20 protein-coding genes and 1 pseudogene are annotated in these 22064 nt (G+C 43.6%); 6 read left to right on the top strand and 15 right to left on the bottom strand.

The genetic code is table 11. From position 1 onward, the window contains the following. Positions 1-4 precede the first annotated feature (4 nt). The 5 genes from G4D73_RS03795 to G4D73_RS03815 all read right to left on the bottom strand — a co-directional run bounded on the left by G4D73_RS03795 (position 5) and on the right by G4D73_RS03815 (position 4118). On the bottom strand, positions 5-892 hold the full coding sequence (locus G4D73_RS03795) for a ParB/RepB/Spo0J family partition protein (protein WP_213687415.1): 888 nt from the start codon (positions 890-892) through the stop codon (positions 5-7). Further along, positions 889-1671: a ParA family protein gene (locus G4D73_RS03800; protein WP_004645476.1), complete on the bottom strand. Its 783-nt coding sequence runs from the start codon at positions 1669-1671 to the stop codon at positions 889-891. The genes G4D73_RS03795 and G4D73_RS03800 overlap by 4 nt, the downstream gene beginning before the upstream one ends. Before the next feature lie 25 nt (positions 1672-1696). Next, entirely contained in the window at positions 1697-2329 is a 633-nt protein-coding gene (rsmG, locus tag G4D73_RS03805) for a 16S rRNA (guanine(527)-N(7))-methyltransferase RsmG (protein WP_004645477.1), read from the bottom strand. 85 nt (positions 2330-2414) lie between these two features. After that, the gene (gene murU / locus G4D73_RS03810) at positions 2415-3104 is read right to left on the bottom strand and encodes an N-acetylmuramate alpha-1-phosphate uridylyltransferase MurU (RefSeq protein WP_005247326.1); all 690 of its coding nucleotides are present in this window, start codon (positions 3102-3104) and stop codon (positions 2415-2417) included. After that, the gene (locus tag G4D73_RS03815) at positions 3105-4118 is read right to left on the bottom strand and encodes an aminoglycoside phosphotransferase family protein (protein WP_213687416.1); all 1014 of its coding nucleotides are present in this window, start codon (positions 4116-4118) and stop codon (positions 3105-3107) included. A gap of 121 nt (positions 4119-4239) precedes the next feature. On the opposite strand from G4D73_RS03815, the gene G4D73_RS03820 reads away from it, so the two are divergent. Beyond that, a complete protein-coding gene (locus G4D73_RS03820; RefSeq protein WP_213687417.1) occupies positions 4240-6693 on the top strand; it encodes an LPS-assembly protein LptD in 2454 nt (817 codons plus the stop codon). Then, positions 6693-8000 (top strand): peptidylprolyl isomerase, encoded by a 1308-nt coding sequence (locus tag G4D73_RS03825; protein WP_213687418.1) that lies wholly within the window; start codon positions 6693-6695, stop codon positions 7998-8000. Before G4D73_RS03820 ends, G4D73_RS03825 begins: the two co-directional genes overlap by 1 nt. A 118-nt stretch (positions 8001-8118) precedes the next feature. On the opposite strand, the gene hfq is transcribed toward G4D73_RS03825, so the two are convergent. The 4 genes from hfq to tsaE form a co-directional block, all read right to left on the bottom strand. Then, the gene (hfq, locus tag G4D73_RS03830; protein WP_213687419.1) at positions 8119-8643 is read right to left on the bottom strand and encodes an RNA chaperone Hfq; all 525 of its coding nucleotides are present in this window, start codon (positions 8641-8643) and stop codon (positions 8119-8121) included. 92 nt (positions 8644-8735) lie between these two features. Further along, on the bottom strand, positions 8736-9680 hold the full coding sequence (gene miaA, locus G4D73_RS03835) for a tRNA (adenosine(37)-N6)-dimethylallyltransferase MiaA (protein ID WP_004645483.1): 945 nt from the start codon (positions 9678-9680) through the stop codon (positions 8736-8738). Between the two features lie 6 nt (positions 9681-9686). Then, positions 9687-11654 (bottom strand): DNA mismatch repair endonuclease MutL, encoded by a 1968-nt coding sequence (gene mutL, locus G4D73_RS03840; protein WP_213687420.1) that lies wholly within the window; start codon positions 11652-11654, stop codon positions 9687-9689. Further along, positions 11644-12123, bottom strand: a complete 480-nt coding sequence (gene tsaE, locus G4D73_RS03845) for a tRNA (adenosine(37)-N6)-threonylcarbamoyltransferase complex ATPase subunit type 1 TsaE (protein ID WP_005097351.1) — start codon at positions 12121-12123, stop codon at positions 11644-11646. Before tsaE ends, mutL begins: the two co-directional genes overlap by 11 nt. Before the next feature lie 126 nt (positions 12124-12249). Between tsaE and G4D73_RS03850 the strand changes: the two genes are divergently transcribed. The 3 genes from G4D73_RS03850 (at position 12250) to G4D73_RS03860 (ending at position 14161) form a co-directional block, all read left to right on the top strand. Beyond that, complete coding sequence (locus tag G4D73_RS03850) at positions 12250-13158, top strand: pseudouridine synthase (protein WP_213687421.1); 909 nt, start codon at positions 12250-12252, stop codon at positions 13156-13158. 114 nt (positions 13159-13272) lie between these two features. After that, positions 13273-13620 (top strand): type II toxin-antitoxin system RelB/DinJ family antitoxin, encoded by a 348-nt coding sequence (locus tag G4D73_RS03855; protein ID WP_213687422.1) that lies wholly within the window; start codon positions 13273-13275, stop codon positions 13618-13620. 97 nt (positions 13621-13717) lie between these two features. After that, positions 13718-14161, top strand: a complete 444-nt coding sequence (locus tag G4D73_RS03860; RefSeq protein ID WP_004278907.1) for a GNAT family N-acetyltransferase — start codon at positions 13718-13720, stop codon at positions 14159-14161. 42 nt (positions 14162-14203) lie between these two features. On the opposite strand, the gene G4D73_RS03865 is transcribed toward G4D73_RS03860, so the two are convergent. After that, positions 14204-14911, bottom strand: a complete 708-nt coding sequence (locus G4D73_RS03865) for a pseudouridine synthase (protein ID WP_213687423.1) — start codon at positions 14909-14911, stop codon at positions 14204-14206. Between the two features lie 140 nt (positions 14912-15051). Here G4D73_RS03865 and G4D73_RS03870 point away from each other — a divergent pair, with 140 nt between their 5' ends. After that, positions 15052-15504: a DUF441 domain-containing protein gene (locus G4D73_RS03870; RefSeq protein ID WP_004645490.1), complete on the top strand. Its 453-nt coding sequence runs from the start codon at positions 15052-15054 to the stop codon at positions 15502-15504. A 259-nt stretch (positions 15505-15763) separates the two neighbouring features. Here G4D73_RS03870 and G4D73_RS03875 read toward each other — a convergent pair whose 3' ends face one another. From G4D73_RS03875 to G4D73_RS03895, 5 genes and pseudogenes are all read right to left on the bottom strand, one after another. Next, positions 15764-16090 (bottom strand): gamma-glutamylcyclotransferase family protein, encoded by a 327-nt coding sequence (locus tag G4D73_RS03875; protein WP_085064566.1) that lies wholly within the window; start codon positions 16088-16090, stop codon positions 15764-15766. Between the two features lie 31 nt (positions 16091-16121). After that, positions 16122-17837 carry an AAA family ATPase gene (locus tag G4D73_RS03880; protein WP_213687424.1) on the bottom strand — a complete coding sequence of 572 codons (1716 nt, stop codon included), beginning with the start codon at positions 17835-17837 and terminating at the stop codon, positions 16122-16124. A 90-nt stretch (positions 17838-17927) separates the two neighbouring features. Beyond that, the gene (locus G4D73_RS03885; RefSeq protein WP_213687425.1) at positions 17928-19934 is read right to left on the bottom strand and encodes a hypothetical protein; all 2007 of its coding nucleotides are present in this window, start codon (positions 19932-19934) and stop codon (positions 17928-17930) included. A gap of 196 nt (positions 19935-20130) precedes the next feature. Then, positions 20131-20899: pseudogene (locus G4D73_RS03890) on the bottom strand (1-acyl-sn-glycerol-3-phosphate acyltransferase). Positions 20900-20925: 26 nt separating this feature from the next. Then, complete coding sequence (locus G4D73_RS03895; protein WP_213687426.1) at positions 20926-22035, bottom strand: beta-ketoacyl-ACP synthase III; 1110 nt, start codon at positions 22033-22035, stop codon at positions 20926-20928. Between the last annotated feature and the right edge of the window lie 29 nt (positions 22036-22064).

Below are 22064 nucleotides of genomic sequence, written 5' to 3' on the forward strand. Positions count from 1 at the left end.
TAAATTATTCATCTTCTAAAATAGAAAGAATGCCATCCAGCTCTTCTAAAGAGTGATAGCTAATAACCAGTTTCCCTTTACCTTGCTTGTTATAGTCAATTTTAACATCTGCACTGAAACGCTCTGAAAGGCGCTGAGTCAATTGCTGAATATCCGGTGCTACGGCTTCTTTTACTTTTTCTTGTTTAGGTGTATTGAAATCACGGACTAACTGCTCGGTTTGACGCACAGACAGACTTTTTTCAATTACGATATCTACAACTTTGAGCTGATCTTTAGCTTTTAAGGTTAAGATCGCACGTGCATGCCCCATATCCAGCAAACCTTGTTGCATAAAGTCTTTCACTTCTTCAGCCAAGCTGAGCAGGCGAAGTAGGTTACTCACTGTCGTACGCGCTTTACCAACGGTATCTGCAATCTCCTGATGGCTTAAACCAAATTCTTCATGGAAACGCTGTAAGGCCAGCGCCTGATCAATCGGATTCAGATCTTGACGCTGAATGTTTTCAATCAGCGCCAGTGCAATGGCAACCTGATCATTCAGATCCCGTACAATCGCAGGAATTTCGGTTAAACCCGCTAACTGTGCCGCACGCCAGCGACGCTCACCTGCAATAATTTCATACGGATAGCGCTCATCGTCAACCGGTCGGATCACGATTGGCTGCATGATGCCATGCTTTTCAATCGATGCCGCCAGTTCTTGCAAATCCTGCTCGTTAATATAACGGCGTGGCTGGTATTCACCGCGCTTGAGCAAGTTTACATCGATCTGTTTTAGCTGACCATGATCAATGCCTTGGGCTTCCATCTGTAATTTTTCTTTTTGAATTGATCCCAGCAAGGCATCCAAGCCACGACCTTTGGCGAGTCCACGTTTCTTGACGGTCATGCTTTACTTCCTTTTTTCACTTTGCTTTTCTTTAATACTTCAGCTGCCAGATTTAAGTAAGCAACTGCACCCTTTGAGCTTTTTTCAAAATAAATCACCGGCAAACCGTGTGCTGGCGCTTCAGCCAGACGGATATTCCGTGGAATCACGGTTTCATACAGCTTTTTACCGAAATATTGTTCTAATTCTTCAGAGACATCACGGGTCAAGGCATTGCGTGCATCGTACATCGTACGTAATACACCAACAATTTGCAGGTCTGGATTCAATGCTTGCTGAATCCGGTCAATCGTCTGGGTTAAATCCGCCAGACCTTCCAGTGCATAGTATTCACATTGCATCGGAATCAGCACACCATCCACGGCTGCCAACGCATTCACTGTAATCAGGCTAAGACTCGGCGCACAGTCAACAATGATATAGTCGAACGAACCTTCAATTTCCTGCAATGCATCACGCAAAATGAACTCGCGCCCTTCCTGCTCTGCAATCGCAAGCTCAACCCCAGCCAGATCACGGTTTGCCCCAAGAACCTTGTAACCCACTTCCGCCTTAGAGATCGCCGTTTCAATCGGCACTTCACCCAGCAGTACATCAGTGACCGAATAAAGCAGATCATTCTTCTGAATGCCAGACCCCATGGTCGCATTGCCTTGCGAATCCATATCGACCAGCAAAACACGTTTTTTTAACACAGCTAAAGATGCCGCCAAATTTACTGCGGTTGTGGTTTTACCTACACCACCTTTTTGGTTTGCAATCGCAATAATTTGTGCCATGTTGCCCCCAATCCCTTTAAAAATCTTAAATACGTTTTAATAGAAGTAAATGACGCTGTTCGTCTAAGCGCGGAACTTTAAGTTCAATAATCTCACAACTAAATTCATTTTTTAAAGTAGCAACTTCATCTTCAGGAATTAAGCCTTTCATTGAGGCAATAATCGTTTGTTCGTGCATATATGGCTTAGAAGCATCGACAAAGTCTGTTAATGATGCAAAGGCACGACTGGTAATCACATCAAATTGACCCAGCTCATTGATGCTGTCTTCGTTTTCTACACGCGTTTGCACAGCAATAACATTTTTAAGTTTTAAGTCAGCAATAAACTGTTTGAGGAAACGAATTTTTTTACCGTTAGAATCCAGTAATACACATTCACGCTCAGGCTGACATAAAGCAATGATCATGCCCGGCATACCACCACCGGTACCGATATCCAGTAATCGACCCGCTGGCAAGTCCTTTAAAATACTTAAACTGTCGAGCAGATGCTTGACTAGCATTTCCTTAGGATCACGGATTGCAGTCAAATTGTATGCTTTGTTCCACAGCACCAAAGCATCCTGATACTTGAGTAATAAATTTAAAGCTTCATCAGATAGCTCTAAACCCAAAGCCTGGCTACCCTGCTTTAGTTCTTGAAAAAACATGTGCATAAACAATCTACGCTCGAAAAAGTTAGGTGGAAGTATACCGTTTTCTCTATATTGGCACAGTAGGCAGTGCTTAGCGAATATTCACTTAAGCAAACTTCCCTTCACGGATCGCCGTATCCAGTGCCGTTAAACGCTCTGGGGTTCCCACATCAACCCAAATACCTGCCAGTTTAGAAGCTGCAACCTGCTGATTCTGCATTGCTGCTTTTAGCAACGGAGCCAAAGGACGTTTGCCAGTCTCTAAGACTTGGAACATCTTCGGATCAAGTACGGATACACCACTAAAAGTCAGGTTCTCACCTCCGACTTGCTGATCAAAGGTATAAGCTTTACCTTCTGCAAGCGTGAAATCACCCTCTGGGTGTTGTTCAGGGTTCTGCACAAGTACGAGATGCGCCAAATTATCCTTTAGATCAATATCCAGTAAAGGTGCAAAATCCATCGTGGTCCAGACATCACCATTTAACAGAATAAAAGGTTCATCACCGAGTAGCGGCAAGGCATTAATGATTCCACCAGCGGTTTCCAGACCTTCACCCTCATGTGACCAAAGGATGTTAATGCCAAATCGTGAACCATCGCCCAAAGCTTCTGCGAGTTTTTCACCGAGCCAAGCCGTATTGATGACAATTTCAGTAACACCGATCGCAGCCAGTTTCTCTATATGCCAGACAATTAAGGGCTTGCCCCCAACTTCCAGCAAAGGCTTTGGCGTATGCAGCGTTAGCGGCCGCATACGATTACCGAGTCCTGCGGCCAAAATCATCGCTTTCATTCAGGCAGCCACCTCATATGAGCCATATTTAGCTTCAAATGCAGGCATCACTCTGTCACGCATAAACTGCATGAATGGCTCTAGTTCTGCATAAGCCTTAGATTCTTCAAGCAGATACCACATCACACGTGGTAAATCTTTCAGATAACCCGACTTGCCATCACGTTCAAACAGACGCACAAAAATACCTAAAATCTTGATATGACGCTGAATCGCCATCATGTCGGCGTCTTTTTTAAACTGTTCAAAGTCACGCTCTTCTTTAGCAGATGCTGGCAACAAGTCATAAAAGTTTTTGAACCAGCGATACACACGATCGGCATTCCACTGTACATAGGCATCACGGGTAATCGAGATCAAGTCATAAGTATCCGCACCAATCACAGCATCCTGAAAATCAATCACACCGAGTTCGGTTTCATTGTCGATTTTCATCAAGTTACGACTATGGAAATCCCGATGTACAATGACCTGAGGTTGTGCCAAAGCGGCATTGGCCAGAATTGCAAAGGTACGCTTGATCAAGGCGCTTTCTGATTCAGTCGGTTGAACCTTTAACGCTGGCAACATCCAGTCAGTCAGTAATTCCATTTCTGAGATCAGTTTTTCATAAGAATATGCCGGGAAATATCCTTCTCCAGCGATCGATTGCAGCTGAATCAGCTGTTTAAAACTTTGCTCATAATAGGCATCTACAGTCTCGTCATTCAGCAGATTCGACAGCAATACATCACCAAAGTCTTCGAGCAGTAAAAAGCCATTTTCCAGGTCTTTTGCCACGATATGCGGAACACGTACGCCATGTGCATCAAAAAAATCATCTATCGTCACAAAAGGCACACAATCTTCTTTTTCTGGTGGTGCATCCATCAGCATAAATGTTTTATTATTCAGTTTGATTCGTGCATAACGACGAAAGCTGGCATCACCTGCTAAAAAATGAGTTTCAAATTGATCTGAACCGAGTACAGAGGCAATCCAAGATTGTATCAATTGTTCGCGTTGTGTATTCATTTGCAATTAATTCTAATACAGGCTGAGTTTTTAAAGTGCTAAGTGTAGCTACTTATCAACTTTTTCTCTATGATGCGACAATAATTAATTGCGATAAAAGCATGATTGGTTAATGAGACAAATGAAGCATCACTTTAAAATAAATCCTCTAGCGACTGCGATCTTAACCCTTTTATGTGGCAGCTCAGCCTCCGGCTATGCTGCATCAAATGTCTCGTCCGATGTAAATGCAGAACAACTCAAACAGCGCATAAATGAGACCTATCCAGGTGAAGCATTCTTTTCGCAATACTATGTCGACAAATCCTCAGCTGAGGCACAGCAGCGGCAGGAAAAATACTTAAGTTCAGCTTATTGTGAAGGCACCTGGGTGACCCCGATTGCTCCAGATGCAGCAACCGTTGCGCCAGATCAGGCTACATCCACCATTACTGCAGATTATGGTCACTACAATCCAGCAGGTGACTCTTATTTAGAAGGCAATGTCATCATTGACCAGCAAGGTCGCCAGATTCGTGCTGAACGCGTAACGATTGATCAAACCCAGACCTATGCCAAAGCAGAAGGTCGGGTACAACTTGCTCAGGGTGGCCTGCTCTCACAAAGTGATGATATTAATTATAATTTAAAGACCCAAGAAGGCGACCTGAATAACAGCTTCTATATTGCCGAGCAGCAACATGCGCATGGTCGGGCAGAAAAGATCGCCAGAACCTCGACCGAGACGGTAGAACTGGAAAATGCGACCTATACCACCTGTCCACCTGAGCAAAAACCGACTTGGAAAATCCAGGCAGAAAAGATCAAGCTGAATCAGGAAACCGGACGGGGTGAAACCCGGAATACCAAGTTGTATGTTAAAGATGTTCCGGTTTTAGCGGTTCCCTATTTCAACTTCCCGATTGATGACCGCCGCACTACCGGTATTCTGACGCCGACATTTGGCTTTACCAATGATGGTGGTCTGGAACTGGGTGTTCCGGTTTACCTGAATTTAGCACCACAATATGATGCGACAATTACGCCGCGTTATATTGGCGATCGTGGGGTAATGCTGGATGGCGAGTTCCGTTATCTGACTGAGAATTATGGTGAAGGCCGTATTTGGGGAGGTTATTTACCTTCCGATGAAAGCTATAGCGACGAAGACCGTAAAAGCCTGCATTTCTTACATAACTGGCAGATCAATAATCAGCTTTCCACCAACCTTGAATATAACTACGCTTCAGACAAAGATTACTTTGCCGATCTGGACAATAACCCGAACTCTAAAACTGACCTGAACTTACGCCGTGCCTGGGAAGTCAATTATAAAAATGGTATTCCTGGCTTAAAGGCACAATTCAAAGTCGAAGACTTCCAAACCCTAGATCCAACTGTACTGGATGAAGACCGTCCTTATGCACGTTTGCCACAGCTTTTAGTCAATTACAAAACTGGCAATCCATTGGGATTACAGCTTGAATTTAATAACGATACGGCTTATTTCCAGAAAGACCTGAGAAATTTCGCCGATACTGATCCAACGGGTGAGAAGGTATATCAGCCAAGTGGTACACGGATCTATAACGAGTTTTCCGTGCGTTATAATCATTTTACCCCGTGGTCATTCTTCATTCCTCAGGCGACTGTACGCAACATCAATACTTTCTATGATGAAAAAACCCAAAGCCGTAGCGCGTCTAGTGAAAATAATTCGATTGTGGTGCCACAATTTACACTGGACACCGGCTTAATTTTTGAAAAAGAAGGTACGTATCTACAGACCTTAACGCCTCGTCTGTTCTATGCGTATTCACCTTATGAGAACCAACAGAATCAGCCGAATTTTGATTCAGTCGTCGCTTCGATTAATTATGATCAACTTTTCAGTGCGCGTCGCTTTTATGGTAATGACCGCCTGGAAGACAACAACTTTGCCTCCTTAGGTCTGAGCTATAGCCTATTTAATGAAGAGGGTCTGGAGCGCCTGCGTGCCAGCGTTGGACAGAGCTTTTTCTTTGAAGATCGCCGTGTAACGTTGGAAAATGATGCAGATGAATTCGACCGTGAAAGTCATACTGGCCCTGTAATTCAACTGACCAGCCAGCTGTCAAATAATGTTCACGTTAATCTGAACTCAAGCTGGATGTCGAATGGATCGAATGCCCAACGAGATTTGCAGGTTTATTATACCGGTGAGCAAGGCAATCTTTATAACCTAGGCTATTTCTATCGCAAAGATATTCCGAACCGTCAAAAGAGCTATGATCATGTGGTGGGTTCATTTATTCAGCCGATTGCCAACAACTGGCGTCTGGTTGGACATGCCCAGTTTGACCTCGACAATAGTGTCGCACGGGAATATTTACTTGGCGTGAACTATGAGTCATGCTGTTGGGGAGTTTCTGTTTACGGTCGCTCATATTACAATGACTTAGACGACGTTAATGATTCAAGCGTCAAAGCCAAACGCGCTATTATGGCCGAAGTCAGCCTGAAAGGCTTAGGTGGGTTAAGCAGCAAACTCACCTCATTACTAGAAAATCGTATTCTAGGTTTTAACAATATCAATCAAACTTGGACAGAACGTTAATGAAGACAAAACAGTTAAAACAAATTTTTAAAGCAACCGCACTTGCGCTATGCCTTTCTTCAGCGATGACGACTTTTGCTGTTGCCCAACCTAAAGATGAAGTTGTAGCTGTAGTCGACAATAGTATCATTCTACGTAGTGACCTGGCTCAAGGTGTAGCCGAAATCTCACATCAGCTGCAAAAACAGAAAAAGGCAGTTCCACTACAACAATATCTTGAGCAACAAGCTTTAGAGCAACTGATTATTCGTCAGGCACAGCTTGAACAAGTTAAACGTTATAATATTCGTCCAGATGAAAAAGCTTTAAATGAAGCCGTCCTGAAAGTTGCCCGTGATTCTGGTTCACCGAGTCTGGAAGCATTCCAGCAGAAACTGGATGCCATGGCGCCCAATACCTATGCTTCTTTACGTAACCGTATCGCTGAAGATTTAGCACTGAATCGTTTACGTCAACAAATCGTGACTTCACGTATTCAAATTACAGATCAAGATGTTAAAAACTTCCTAAATACCCCGCAAGGTCAAGCTTTGCTTGGCAGTCAGGTCCATGTACTGCATTTACGGGTAAGCGGTGAAAATGCTGAACAAATTGCAACAAAGGTAAAGCAAGAATTAAATAGCAGCAATGACATTCAGGCGATCAGCAAAAAGTACAGCACTGGCGGCGTTAAAGTCGAAGCTGCTGATATGGGTGTGAGAAACCTGTCAGAAATTCCAGCAGAACTGGCTGCGCGCGTGACCACCCTGCAACCGGGTCAGACGTCTGAACTGATTCCTGTGGCTGATGGTGTACATGTTCTGAAGCTCTTGGAACGTAAAGGTGGTGAACAGAAAGCCTTGGTTCCTCAATATTTAACACGACACATTCTGATTCAACCGTCTGAAGTGGTCAGTCCTGAAAATGCCAAGCAGATGATTGACAGTCTGTATAATCGCCTGAAACAAGGTGAAGATTTTACTGTTTTAGCTTCAACTTTCTCTAATGATACTGGCTCGGCTCGTGATGGCGGAAGTCTTGGTTGGGTTAGCCCAGGTGTGATGGTGCCTGAATTTGAACAGCAAATGAAAAGCACCCCAGTAGGTCAGTTCAGTAAACCGTTTCAATCCCAGTTTGGCTGGCATATTCTGCAAGTGAGTGAAACACGTCAACAAGATATGACACAAGAATATCAAGAACGTATGGCCCGTCAATTACTGGGTGAACGTCAATTTGATGCCGAATTAGACAGCTGGTTACGTGAAACGCGCAATAATGCTTATGTAGAAATCAAAGATCCTCAACTGGATCCTAAACGTAACCGTTAAGCCTTACCAGAATCTTAAAAAGCCAACGACATCTCGTTGGCTTTTTTATTTAAACAGCTTAAAACGTACAGATATAAAAAAACCTCTCATTGAGAGGTTTTTTAATTTTCAAACTCAATTAACGATTGTTTTCATCGTCTGAAGAGTCTTCAAATTTAGTATCGTTGTCAAAACCAGCACCTTGACCACCAAAGCCAGCACCTTGACCACTGAAGCCGCCTTGACCACCAAAACCAGCACCTTGACCACCGAAGCCGCCTTGACCGCCGAAGCCACCGCTTTGACCGCCAAAGCCACCTTGACCGCCGAAGCCACCTTGACCGCCGAAGCCACCTTGACCACCGAAGCCGCCAGCACCTTGACCGCCACCAAAGCCACCTGCAGCACCTTGACCACCGAAGCCCGCACCTTGTGGACCAGCAGGCGCGCCAGCAGGACGTGGATTACGTGCAGGTACTACAGTTGAAATTGCATGCTTATAAACCATTTGGCTTACTGTATTTTTTAATAAAACCACGTATTGGTCAAAAGATTCGATATGACCTTGTAATTTAATACCGTTTACCAGGAAGATAGATACTGGGATACGTTCCTTACGGAGAGAATTCAAGAATGGATCTTGTAAAGTTTGACCTTTAGACATGTTATAACTCCAAAAAAAATTAAAAATCAGCGCAAAAACTATCTCTATTTTTCAATTAAAAATTATAAAAAAGATAGTTCCTAAATTTTGCTTTATCCGTGACAGTTTCGCAAGTCTTCTTGAGCCTGCTGTAGCGTAAAATATGTTGTAAATTTATGCTTTTCTTGCAAAGACCTTAACCACGTATATTGACGTTTTGCAAGTTGTCGTGTCGCAAATAAAGCTTTATCCTCCATTTCCCGTTGCTTTTCCTTGGTTTTATCAGCATTTTTTAAGAATTCCATAGCCTGACGATAACCCACTGAACGCATGGAAGGTAAATTTTCATTAAAATCGTATTTTTCAATTAAATTCACAACTTCATTTAAAAAACCGCTTTTCCACATAATTTCCAGACGTTGTTCAATACGCCCATGTAATTCTAACCGATCTGGCATCAGTGCATAATTATGGAAACTGTAACGATATGGTAAGTTTTTAGGTTGTTCTGCCTGTAGTTTTGTAATCGGCTCACCAGTCAATTTAAAAACTTCCAAGGCTCGAATAATGCGCTGCTTGTCGCTAACCTTGAATTTTTCACCGGCAATCGGATCGACTGCACATAATTCTGCATAAACCGCTTCCCAGCCCTCCTGCTCACCCTTGGCTTCAATCTCTGCCCGGATAGCATAGTCTGCACTTGGTAGGTTATCTGACAAACCTTCAAGCAAGGCCTTAAAATACAGCATGGTTCCGCCAACCAGAATCGGGGTTTTACCACGCACATGAATATCATCAATCAGGCGGCAAGCATCTTCGACAAAGTTGGCTGCAGAATACACTTCAAGTGGACTAATAATATCAATCAGATGATGCGGATAGCGCGCCAGTTCCTCTTTAGAAGGTTTGGCTGTACCAATGTCCATTTCCCGATAAACCAGTGCAGAATCGACCGAAATCAGCTCAAATCCCCCTTGCTCATACAGTTCACATGCCAAAGCGGTTTTACCACTTGCAGTTGGCCCCATTAAATTGATGACCGGCAATTGATTGGACATGTAAAACTACTCTCCTCGAGCAAAAAGTTTATCTAGTTGAGCCAATGGAAAGGCGCGCCAAGTCGGACGACCATGATTACATTGACTGGCAAATTCGGTTTGTTCCATCTGACGCAGCAAGGCATTCATTTCAGACAAACTTAGGATACGATGCGCTCGCACTGCACCATGACAGGCCATGCCTGCCAGAATCTGGTCACGCTTCTGCAATAGACTTTGTGCCTGATCACCCGGATCTAAATCATTCAATAATTCAGGAATCAGGGCATCAAAATCCGCCTTGTGTAGAATAGCCGGCACACCACGTACAATGACTTGCTCATCACCATACTGATCAATTTCCAGACCCAAACGTGCGAGTTGCTCTTTCAGCTCTTCTACCCGCATCGCCTGCATCCGGCTAATGTTTACGACCTTTGGAATCAGTAGTTGCTGTGACGTCCAGAATTCAGGTTTATCCCAGGCTGATTTCATTTGCTGCAAAACAATACGTTCATGCGCCGCATGCATATCGACAATAATCAGACCTTCGGTATTTTGTGCCAGAATGTAGATACCATGTAACTGGGCAATGGCAATGCCCAATGGATGCTCATCCACTTTAGTGTTTACATGTGTCTGAAAAGACTGCTCAGGGCTGAATATTTCGGTTTCCGAACTTTCTCTGAGCGGTGCTAAATAACTTTGCAAGGCATTATTCAGCTGCTGTGAACCAGAATAAGATTTACGGTAATCTTGGGAATAATGCACTGTTTGTGGACCTGAAGATGCAAAATCGGTCAGCACATCTGAAGTTTCATTTTCACTTAAGGCAGATGTCGTTCTCACCACCTGTGGCTGAGAATGCGCAGTCTGATGCAGGCTGAACTGCTCCTGATAACGTGGTTGTGACGTCACAAAATTAGGCTGTTGATCCTGTTTCATCGCCTCGGCCAGATCCGCAGTTGCAGTCTGGAATTGTGCCAGCGTTTCCTTGGCATAATACCGCACAAACTCGTGTACTTCACGTTGATTCAGGAAGCGAATTTCATGCTTGGTCGGATGGACGTTCACATCGATATTTTCTGGATCAACTTCTAAAAACAGTAAATAGGCTGCATGCTGATGGCCATGCAAAATGCCGTCATAGGCCATACGCAAGGCATGGGAAATGGTTTTGTCTTTGATAATCCGGCCATTTACATAGACATACTGCAAATCAGCCTGTGCACGTGCATCTGAAGGATGGCCAAGCCAGCCAGACAAACGCATGTTGATACTGTCTGCATCCATCCAGTAGGCATTTTCAGTAAACTGGCGGCCAAGCAATTGCTGTACCCGCTGAAAACGCAAAGCGCCGCTATCCGCCACGGGTAAATTCAGTTTGATGCTTTCATTATGTTCTAGCACAAAACGGATATCAAAATGCGTCAGTGCCATACGGCGCACAATTTCTTCGATATGACTAAATTCAGTGCCCGGTTTTTTCAGGAATTTACGCCGTGCAGGCACATTAAAAAACAAATCCTGAACCCGGATATGCGTCCCTTTTGAGGCCGCAACAGCCTGAATTTCCTGATGATCAAAAGCCGTGCCATTGACTTCGACCTGATAACCGATGCCCTCGTCACTTTGACTGCTGATCATGGTCAGGCGTGAAACTGCTGCTATCGACGCCAGTGCTTCGCCACGAAAGCCCAGACTGCTAATCGCATACAGCTCATCAGCACTCTGGATTTTGCTGGTGGCATGACGCATCACGGCCAGCGGTAAATCCTCATGATGAATTCCGCGTCCATTGTCGATGATTTCAATTAAAGTACTGCCGCCCTGTTCGACCCGAATGATCAGCTCTGTCGCCCCCGCATCAATCGAGTTTTCCAGTAACTCCTTGACCACAGAAGCCGGACGTTCAATCACCTCACCTGCGGCAATCTGGTTGGCAAGTGCAGGATCAAGGGCACGAATACGGCGCAGACTTAAATCATTCGACATGTGAAAATTGACGCTCCAGAGCCTCTCGTAAAGCAAGATTCGATGAAATCAGGCTTGCAGTACGGGTAAGTTCATCTTCAGATTTTAAAATTTCAATAATCAGGTCAGCTTGCGGAATTTCATCGCCACCTTTGGATGGCCATTCAAACAAAAATAGCGCATTCGGTGTTTCCAGATAATCCCGGATTCCCATCAGTTCCAGTTCATACGGATCATTCAGACGATACAAGTCAAAATGAAAAATATCCTGACCATTAATTTGATAGGGTTCGACCAGTGTATAAGTTGGACTTTTCACTGAACCTTGATGACCCAGCTGTTGCAAATAATAACGTGTTAACGTCGTTTTTCCTGCCCCTAGGTCACCAATCAGATACACGACCCCCGCAGGGAAATTCTCCGCCAGAACCTTGGCTAGTTTTTGGGTATCGTCTTCATGATTTAAAGTGACATTAAATGAATAAGGCATATTACTCACGACATGATGCAAAAGAATAAATATGATAGCATCGCCACGCTTTAAAAGCCTATTCACCCGTGTGAGAAACTGTATTTTTTCACAGCATCTGTTCCTTAAGAGGTTAATCTGCCTGCCATGCAACCAACTGTTGAATTTAACCCGCCCATGCTCAATGGGGTCAGTGCCAGTAAAGTATTTTTGCCAGCCAGTCCGGATGCGTCCCTGACAGTTTTTGCTTATTTATGCACGCAATTTGCGCATATCGCAGCAGATGAATGGCAATCCCGTTTCAACGAGGGTCTGGTCTATGATGCTCAGGGCAATCAATTAAACACAGAAAGTCCATTTCAGGCCAATAGTCACTGTTTTTATTACCGTTTTTTGGCACATGAAGTGCATGTTCCTTTTCAACATCAGATTTTATTTGAAAATGAGCATTTCATGGTGGTCGATAAACCGCATTTTTTGACCATGAGTCCGACCGGACAATATGTGCAGGAAACGCTATTGGTTCGTCTTAAAAAACAAACCGGTAATGAACATTTAACGCCCATTCACCGGCTGGATCGTGAAACGGCAGGTGTAGTTCTGATTTCAAAATGCGTGGAATCGCGTGGTCTGTATCAGCAATTATTTGCTACACGGCAGGTGCAAAAAACCTATCATGCGATTGCAGCTTATCAACCTGATTTAAAATTTCCATTGATCACGCGATTAAGAATGGAAAAGGGACAGCCCTTTTATATCATGCACGTGCTAGACGGAACGCCGAATAGCGAGACGGCGATTGATCTGCTGGAACATAATACAGAATGGGCCAAATACGAGCTAAAACCGCATACTGGCAAGCAGCATCAATTACGGGTGCACTTGAATCATCTGGGTATTCCGATTCAGCACGATCCCTTTTACCCCCAAGTAGTGCACAAGGCGGAAGATGATTTTTCTGCACCTTTAAGTTTATTGGCCAAACATATTCAATTTGTTGATCCGATCACGCAGAAAAGCATGAATTTCAGCTCGCAACTTGAATTGACACTGTAAATCACTTGTCATTACAGATTATTTTCTAAAATCGGTCGCTTTAAGATTGAATTTCAAACGTAATTGATTAGAATAAAGGCGAAAAGTTAAGTAATTTAAAGCTTTAAAAATATTATGAGAAAAACTGAAGTTTATCAAATTCGCTTGGACTCGCAAGAGAAGAAACAAGCCTTTGCGGTATTTAAGCAATTGGGGATTACGCCAGCTCAGGCCGTGCGTCTTTTTTTCAAGCAGGTGGTGATTACCAAATCGATCCCCTTCTCGATTGAAAACCAGAATATCAATCTGGAACAGCTGATCCGACTGCGCAAGCTGAAACAAAATGAAGCGAAAACCGAGCAAAATGCGCTTTCCAGTTCTGCCCTGAATCTACTCGATGATCAGGAGATCCAGATGGATGATGATCATCTTGATTTATTTGAAGAACTGAATGCCATTTTGGGTGAAAGCGACAAAATTTAACATTGTTGCATTTCCGAACAATTTCTAAAGCCTGCCACTCATAAACTTCGCTATGCTTGATGCTGATAATCAATAAAAAATTAGCATGGAGCATGCAATGCTTGTACGACGCGCCCAGTCAGCAGACCTGAATCAGCTGGCGGTATTATTTGATGAATATCGACAGTTTTATGGTACGTCTTCCAATCCTGAACTCTCTTACCAATTTTTAAAACAGCGTTTTGAAGATGGGCAGACCGTCATTTTCATTAATACCAAAGATGATACTTTTACCGGCTTTATTATCCTGTATCTGGGTTTTTCCTCAGTGGCCTGCTCGACCTATTATATTCTGGATGATGTTTATATCACGCCGGTTTTTCGGCGTCAGGGCGCAGCCAAACAACTGATTGATACCGCGATTTTATTTGCCAAACATGAACAGGCCTTAAGAATCACCCTGGAAACCCAAAAAAACAATTATCAATCGCATAAATTGTACGAATCCATGGGATTTATCAAGGATGATGAATTTCAGACTTATCACTGTTTCCTGAAATAAGTCCTAATCTTTTCATCACATTTCAAGCGAATAAAAAATTTATTATTCCGAGCGGAATTTGGCCTGCGCCACCTGTTCAGCATTTAAATACAGCCATTCCCCTTCAACCAGTTCAGGCAAGGCCAAAGCACCAATCTGTGCACGGTGCAATTGTTCAACTTTATTGCCTACGGCAGCCAACATGCGCTTCACCTGATGATAGACGCCCTGATGAATGGTCATTTGCAGACGATTTTCAGCCAATCGTGTCACTTCGGTAGCTGAAAAAATGCCTTTTTCATTTCTTAATTCAACACCTTGTTCTAGTTGCTGAATCTGTTCATCCGTGACGGCATCCGCAGTTTGCATCTGATAAACTTTGGCGACATGCTTTTTCGGATGGGTGAGCGCTTGCAGAAACTGTCCATCATCGGTCAGCAATAATAGTCCGGTGGTATCCTGATCCAGACGGCCTACACACTGAATCCCCCGATTCAGCAAAATGTCATCAAACAGGTCAAACACACTAAAATGATGCGTCGCCTGATGCGAACACTCGTAGCCTTGTGGTTTGTTTAAGGCGATATAAACTTTTTCCCGATAGGTATGACTTTTACCATAAACCTCGAAATTTAAATGATTTAAATCCAGGTTATATTTAGGATTGTCAACCACTTCATCTTGAATTGAAACAGCACCATTTTTAATCAGTTGCTGACAATGCTTGCGGGAGCCGAAACCTTGTGACTGCAACATTTTTTCCAATAGCATCTGTTTATACCTGTATCGAGTGAAGACCTGTGCATTCTATCCTGAAACAGTCATGAATTTGGTTTCTTCCGCTGTTTTCTAGGTATCATGCGTTGAAAAGCTCTACAATAGCTTTATTTTTCATTCTTTCTCTCCCGCTTATGTCGCAACTTGATCTGAATCTGATTGTTCTTTTGGTTTTACTGGCTTGCGGTATTTTCAGTCACAATAGCGCCGTCACCATTGCTGCAGCGGTGTTAATCGTTTTGAAAATCACGCCTCTCAGCAGTTTATTGCCTTATGTACAGGCGCATGGTTTAAATATCGGCATTATTATTCTGACCATTGGTGTTCTGACACCGATTGCCAGTGGCAAAATTTCAGGAGAAAGTATTCTCAAATCTTTCCTGAGCTGGAAGTCTTTGCTGGCAATCGCGATTGGGGTTTTTGTTGCTTGGCTGGGCGGACGTGGAGTGAAGCTGATGTCAAATCAGCCAGATGTGGTGGCCGGACTGTTATTAGGCACAGTGGCTGGTGTAGCAGTATTACGCGGTGTTCCAGTCGGTCCTTTAATTGCGGCTGGGATTTTATCGTTATTGATTAGTACACAATAAATGTACAAATCATCAGCGCGTATTCCCAGTATGCAATAATTTCTCAAAAATACATCACATGACCGGAAATATGCAGACCACCCGTTGATTATCTTGCGCTAAGCTCTAAAGCAATGCTTCAGGCTTGCTCAGAAGATACTATCAGATCAACGGAATACTTTATTAATTCAATCTTTTGAAACCAAGTCAAAGGAAAGTTATGATCTTTGAAGCTCTGACCTGATAAAAATTTGAAATTCAATAAATGACACACCCCAGTCTAATCTTTCAAAGCATAGACCAAACTTTCTATCGTCTGACCATTTTCCAAATATACTTTAACCGGGATACGTTGATATTCATCGCCTTCAAATGCATCCAGCTCATCCCAATATTGGGGAAGATTCTCGGATATGAATACATAACCCGGAACAATCTCTCCCGAATCACTGAGCTGAATACCCGGGCTACCCAGCTCAGCACCCCAACCACGCTGCTGCAAATACCCACGAATATAACCGGCTTTCCAGCTCCCCCCAATCCGCTCCATGACAGGGGCATTGGGTTGCTGCGGACGAAGCGTGCCGTATACGAATAAACTGTGCATCTTAAGAACTCTTAAACATCACTTTTAATGATTATTCTACAAATAGTAGTGCTAGACGCACCTGGTCATAAGCCATTTTAGGCGTGGTCAATTCCACAATCGGACGCAACTTAATAGAACCGTCATCATTAAAATGCTCCGAGTTTTGACGCTTGGTCAGGCGTTTATAAATCTTGCGAACCTGCTCCACCACTTCCTCACCCGGATGTGCCAGCGAGATATCCAGTCCCTGCTCTTTATGCAAACGTCCCAAATGATTGATGATGGTTGCCGGGGTCAAACCACGTTCAGTCGCGATATCGGCAATTTCATAACCTTCTTCAAACAGTTCACGCGTTTCGTCTAGCGTTGCAGCGGCATAGCTTTGCTTACCCCCATTCTTGGAAATTTTCTTCTCATTGCGCTGGATTTCAACTTCATTCAAAGTCCCGCCACAATGTCGGATAAAGGCTTTGTGCTGCGCAGTCAAATCGACATTTTCGAAATTCGCTTCGGCTTTATCAGAAAGTTCCTGAAAACGGCGATCGGCTTTAATCGCCAGACTGTCGAGCTCCAAAGCCTGTTCATTAAAGCCTTTTAAACGTAAGCCATTTAAGCTTTTCAAACGGGATAAGGCGACATAGCCCTGTCCTTTTTCAAACGTATGACTCAGATCAATTTCAGCGGCTTCCAAAGTCATGCCTTGTGATTTATGAATGGTAATCGCCCAGGCCAGACGCAATGGAATCTGCTGGAAACTGGCAATGGTTTTACCGGCCTCATTGTCTACCGACCAGGTTTCAGGCTCAACCACCAATGTAGTGCCATCGGTCAGTTTGACTTTGGGCAGCACGCCATATTCATCATCCTCTTCAAAACTGATCACTTCGCCCAGACTGCCATTGATATACCCCATATCAAAGTTGTTTTTCACAAACATGACTTTGGCATGTTTTTTCAGGGTCAATGCTTCAGGTGCTCGCACTGAGGATTTTAAGGTCTCGATCAGCTTTTCATTGCCATCGCACTGCGCATCAAACTGACGCGGATCATTGTCAATTTCATTCAGATGTTTAAAGTTAATACTGTCCACATCCATATTATGCGTATACAGGCGCGTGTAGGTCTCGCCGATTTCTTGATGTCGGGTGGCCTGTAAAGCCGTGCGATGTTCATGGCTAATCGCCTGCGCACGAATCGCGTTCAGGATATCATTCAGATAATCATTACCCTGACGATGCTGCTCGGTCAGGTAACAGACACGAAACTTGGCTTCGACCCAGGCATCCGACATAAAGCAGAATTTGTCGCGGTTGCGCTCATCATTTTTACCGACTGGGGGTAACTGGAAAAAGTCCCCTGCCACAATCACCTGAATGCCACCGAAGGCTTCATCACTTTCCTTGAAATATTTCAGTACCTGATTGACCAGATTCAGCTGCTTGGCATGCAGCATTGAAATTTCGTCAATAATCAGGACTTGCGCATTTTCCAGATGTTCTTTTAAGTATTTGCGCTCTTTCATCCGCTTTAAGTCTTCTTCAGACAAAAAGTCTTTAATACCAATGCCTGCCCAAGTATGAATAGTCATACCGTTCATATGCGTGGCTGCAATCCCGGTCGATGCAGTAATGGCGACGGCGACTTTACGCGCCTTTAAATAATTAATATATTGATTCAGCGTATAAGTTTTTCCTGCACCGGCAGAGCCGGTTAAAAAGACATTTTCTCCTGCTTTGAGTAACTTAAGGGCAGTTTCCTGTTTCATAAGAGCAATACCGTAAAAGAACGGCTATAGCCTAACGATTTTTAGCGGAAAAGTTAAGCGTCATGGAGGAAAACAAGCTGTATTGAACTGTCAGGCCTGCAAGTTGAGCCAGTTAATAAAATGCATGGCGATATTACTGTATTCAGCTTCTGCTTTCTGGTTATTCGGATATTCCAGCTGATCAAAAATCACCTGTCCATTCACTAATTGACACCCCAAGATCAAGGGTAGGCGCACAGCAGGATGAGACATACGAAAGGCCACATACTGCCCTTCCAAAATTTGCTGAGCATAGCTTGCCGCCAGACAGTTCCTGAAAATTTTAGATTCCTCTAAAATCCGATCCAAAGTTTTAAGTTCTTCAAAACGCCAGTTGAAATACAGTAAAAATGAAACCTGAGTGATTGGTGTCCAGTTCACCAGTGCGAACTGTTTTTTCAGCTTGGCGATCATTTCCTGCTTTTGAACCTGATCATGCCAGACGACCGCCTGATTAAACAAACTGGTCCAGCTCAGATTTTTCGGTATTTCTGTATGGCTGGAAAAATACTCTACCAGATAGTCACGCACATAACTGTCAAATAGCGACTCACGTACATGCCCGCTTTGCAAATAAAACAGCTGCCTGAACTCAGTAAAAGGAATGCGATAGCGGTGCAGAACATTATAGAAATCACGATTCTGCTGGCTTTGAGGCTGAATATACACCAGAACCTCATCGGGTAAATGCGCCGTAATTTTATATAAATGCTGCATATAAGCCTGCATCATCCGGCTCAAGTTCAGATAAACCTTTTTAGTCAGCTGATCATCCATTTTAACCACATTGCGCAGCAGCTCCATCCATTCGTCCAGATACAGAATTGAAGGGCTAATCGCAATCCGCTGATCCTCAATCGATTGGCGTGTGCCTTTTAATACCACCGCCTGATTATACTGATGCTGAAACCAGTCATGCTGGATTGCATATTCATGCATGCTATGAATAAACAGTCGCGCCGAGACATATTGAAAATATTGCAAAGTCGCCAAAATAATCTGGGGATGAATATGATGGCTGTCTACAAAACTTAAGGCAGTTACTGCAACGCGTACACTGCTATGCTGGATATTATTACTGATCCAGTCCAGTACCTCGGCCGGTTGCTTGAAGATCCAGTTCACGGCACGATGACAATCAAATAGTGGCAATCGGGCTACTTTTTTCTGCCATAAATACGGATGATTTTCCAGGAAATTCCGTTTGGATAATAAATCATCCCGATGCCACACGTCCCGGTTCATCAATCGGACAAAACCGAGCAAATTACTTTGCTCCTCAGCATGCCGATATAGCAAACAGATATCATCAGTATGATCATTCAATTCATGCAGATTAAAGCGCTCTTCGAAAGACAGCGACATAATCCGGAACAGTGCCGGAGGCAAAAACTGTGCGGCGCTAAAACAGAACTCATCCAGACTGTCCATCAATGACTGGATCGACAGGAATTCATCCTGCTGTAGACACTCCAAAGAAAAAGCCTGTTGCAAGCTTTCAAGAATCTGCTGTGGAATCTCTTGTTCATCCTGAATAAAGTTTTGCATGACAGGTGCTGTATACAACCCGGCCTTGATCAGCTGCTGGTCGATAATCTCAGCTTGAACAATCGACATTTGCTGCAGAAATTCGGACACCCGTTCCAGGCCATTAACCCACGCATAAACCTGAGCCAGGATAAGCTGACGTAACTGTTTGGCTTTGTCGCGTAAATACAGCGAATGCTGTGGTTTTAAATCGCCAGTCAGGAAATAGATATCCTGTAAAAAGAATTCCTCCAGGGCTTCTGCCTTACATTGCTGAAAATAAAAATGACTGTCAACCAAAGCAGGTGCAGCTCCAGAGTCTAGTGCATAGGGAGTATGAAACTGGATATAAAACAGACCATCCAGCAATTCAATCCGGCACTGATCCTGCTGAATTTTTATTAAATTTTGTGCATTCAGATGACCAATTATTGCCATCTGATCAAGATAAAGCTGGTTCAGCTCTGGAGAAATCCGTAAACATTGTTGTGCCAATATCCTTAAAGATGCTACCAAGCTTTCCTGTTCCATACGTACACCTCGGTCATCTTAGAATCATCTTATTTTTATATTGGATCATGCTGAGTCCTTGATCGCCAATCAGTGAACACTTAAAAATACATTATGGCATCACTTGCACTATAAAACCGTCCATGCATCCTCATTACTAAAAATAGAACATTTCAATAGATCATAGCCTAGATTTTACAGGAAGAATTTTTCTTTTTTAGTCTTGCTGACGTAGCGCCTTAAGCTCGGCCAAGCCGGTATAAATATGTTGCTGCAAGCTGTGTCGAAATGCAATCAGCTCTTCCTGAGTCTGAACCTGAGCAATCGATTGTCGCGGCATAAACTGAAAATAAAATGGCAGGCGTTTTGGGAATAATCGTTTAGGCAAAGATGGAATCACATCGCCCTGACGTAATAATTTATTGAGTTGTGGTACTTTGAGGAGTTTTTGAAAATATTTATGCTGGATGATCTTATTGGCATCAAAGCCAATCTCATAGACTTCATCCCCACCAAGCGCAGCAAAAGGGACAATATCATAGTTGAATTCCTGAGCCAGCTTTAAAAATCCGTAGCGTTGCTTCCAGATCAGTTGATACTGTTCACCCTGACATTTGAGTACTTCGCGTCCACCTCCCGGAAAGACCAGAATAGAATAACCCTGCTGCATCACAGCACGTACATAATGCTGGATGCCATCAACTACCCCAAACTTCTTCACGGCTTCACGGCTTCACGGCTTCACGCCATAACGGTACATAAAAATGGCTATGATCCGCAATACTGACCACAGCCACCTTATGTTCGTTATAGAGATAATCAATCAGCATCGGCGAATCAAAGATGCCGTACATGGAATGATTACCGACATACATTGCAGGCCGACTGGCATCAATATATTCAGCCCCTAAAAAGGTAGGGGTAAAATATAATTTGGATAAGCCACTTAAGCGTCTAATCCATTGCCCATCATGTTTGACCTGCAAGCTGTCTGCTCCTTATCTACTCCGGACTATGCCACGCGCTTTTGGACCAGAATCGAACCCACCGAATAACCGGCACCAAATGAACACAATACACCGTATTCACCATCTTCAACTTCATGTGCAGTACGGTGCAAGGCAATGATCACCCCGGCAGAAGAAGTGTTGGCAAACTCATTCAAAATGATCGGCACCAGACCAGGTTTGGCATTTTCTTTGCCGACCACCAGTTTCAAGATCAGCTCATTCATGCTGGCATTGGCCTGATGTAACCAGAAGCGTTTAACACCTGTCGGCTCAATCTGATTCTTTTCCAGTTGCGCAGTAATCATTTTCGAAACCAGTGGACAGACTTCTTTAAATACCTTACGACCATCCTGACGGAAACGTTTGTCGTCAATGTCAGCATTTTCAGAAGTATTCAAGAAACCAAAGTTATTGCGGATGTTATTCGAGAACTGGGTAAACAACTCAGAATCCAGAATTTCAAAACCGGTTTTGCTGTCAGTATTTTCAATAATTGAAGCGGTTGCCACATCACCAAAAATAAAGTGACAATCACGTGAACGGAAATCGGTATGTGCAGAAGTAATTTCCACATTCACCAATAACACACGGCTCGCGCCAGCTTTGATCGCATCATAAGCCTGTTTAAGACCAAATGTTGCTGCAGAACACGCCACGTTCATGTCATAGGCATAGCCTTTGATACCTAGAGCGGTTTGAATCTCGATGGCTACGGCAGGATAAGCACGTTGCAAATTCGAACATGACAAGATCACGATATCAATGTCTTCGGCAGTCACACCGGCATTTTCCATCGCCTGCTTGGCTGCGATTACGCCCCATTCTGCTTGCAGTGAAATTTCATCATCTGCACGTTCACGTAAATTAGGACGTAAGCGTTTTGGATCAAGAATGCCTGATTTTTCTACGACATAACGGCGTTGTACGCCAGATGCTTTTTCAATAAAGTCTGCACTAGAACCACGACGTGCTTCAACTTCGCCTGCAGCGATTTTGTCAGCATTTTCGTGATTAAACAGTTCCACATAAGCATTTAAACTTTCAACTAATTCTTCATTGGTGATGACATGTTCCGGATGGAATAAGCCCGTACCCGTAATGCGGATGCCCATGTAAAATTCCTTATCTGAATTACCTATAT

This window comes from Acinetobacter sp. WY4 (assembly GCF_018438165.1).
Taxonomy (GTDB): domain Bacteria; phylum Pseudomonadota; class Gammaproteobacteria; order Pseudomonadales; family Moraxellaceae; genus Acinetobacter.

What these genes read in the sequence shown, in the direction of transcription:
- G4D73_RS03860 (WP_004278907.1), top strand. Translation starts at nt 13,718, where the DNA reads ATGCTTGTACGACGCGCCCAGTCAGCAGACCTGAATCAGCTGGCGGTA.
- G4D73_RS03850 (WP_213687421.1), top strand. Translation starts at nt 12,250, where the DNA reads ATGCAACCAACTGTTGAATTTAACCCGCCCATGCTCAATGGGGTCAGT.
- G4D73_RS03825 (WP_213687418.1), top strand. Translation starts at nt 6,693, where the DNA reads ATGAAGACAAAACAGTTAAAACAAATTTTTAAAGCAACCGCACTTGCG.
- miaA (WP_004645483.1), bottom strand. Translation starts at nt 9,680, where the DNA reads ATGTCCAATCAATTGCCGGTCATCAATTTAATGGGGCCAACTGCAAGT.
- G4D73_RS03895 (WP_213687426.1), bottom strand. Translation starts at nt 22,035, where the DNA reads ATGGGCATCCGCATTACGGGTACGGGCTTATTCCATCCGGAACATGTC.
- hfq (WP_213687419.1), bottom strand. Translation starts at nt 8,643, where the DNA reads ATGTCTAAAGGTCAAACTTTACAAGATCCATTCTTGAATTCTCTCCGT.
- murU (WP_005247326.1), bottom strand. Translation starts at nt 3,104, where the DNA reads ATGAAAGCGATGATTTTGGCCGCAGGACTCGGTAATCGTATGCGGCCG.
- G4D73_RS03855 (WP_213687422.1), top strand. Translation starts at nt 13,273, where the DNA reads ATGAGAAAAACTGAAGTTTATCAAATTCGCTTGGACTCGCAAGAGAAG.
- G4D73_RS03815 (WP_213687416.1), bottom strand. Translation starts at nt 4,118, where the DNA reads ATGAATACACAACGCGAACAATTGATACAATCTTGGATTGCCTCTGTA.
- rsmG (WP_004645477.1), bottom strand. Translation starts at nt 2,329, where the DNA reads ATGCACATGTTTTTTCAAGAACTAAAGCAGGGTAGCCAGGCTTTGGGT.
- mutL (WP_213687420.1), bottom strand. Translation starts at nt 11,654, where the DNA reads ATGTCGAATGATTTAAGTCTGCGCCGTATTCGTGCCCTTGATCCTGCA.
- tsaE (WP_005097351.1), bottom strand. Translation starts at nt 12,123, where the DNA reads ATGCCTTATTCATTTAATGTCACTTTAAATCATGAAGACGATACCCAA.
- G4D73_RS03885 (WP_213687425.1), bottom strand. Translation starts at nt 19,934, where the DNA reads ATGGAACAGGAAAGCTTGGTAGCATCTTTAAGGATATTGGCACAACAA.
- G4D73_RS03820 (WP_213687417.1), top strand. Translation starts at nt 4,240, where the DNA reads ATGAAGCATCACTTTAAAATAAATCCTCTAGCGACTGCGATCTTAACC.
- G4D73_RS03875 (WP_085064566.1), bottom strand. Translation starts at nt 16,090, where the DNA reads ATGCACAGTTTATTCGTATACGGCACGCTTCGTCCGCAGCAACCCAAT.
- G4D73_RS03880 (WP_213687424.1), bottom strand. Translation starts at nt 17,837, where the DNA reads ATGAAACAGGAAACTGCCCTTAAGTTACTCAAAGCAGGAGAAAATGTC.
- G4D73_RS03800 (WP_004645476.1), bottom strand. Translation starts at nt 1,671, where the DNA reads ATGGCACAAATTATTGCGATTGCAAACCAAAAAGGTGGTGTAGGTAAA.
- G4D73_RS03795 (WP_213687415.1), bottom strand. Translation starts at nt 892, where the DNA reads ATGACCGTCAAGAAACGTGGACTCGCCAAAGGTCGTGGCTTGGATGCC.
- G4D73_RS03865 (WP_213687423.1), bottom strand. Translation starts at nt 14,911, where the DNA reads ATGCTATTGGAAAAAATGTTGCAGTCACAAGGTTTCGGCTCCCGCAAG.
- G4D73_RS03870 (WP_004645490.1), top strand. Translation starts at nt 15,052, where the DNA reads ATGTCGCAACTTGATCTGAATCTGATTGTTCTTTTGGTTTTACTGGCT.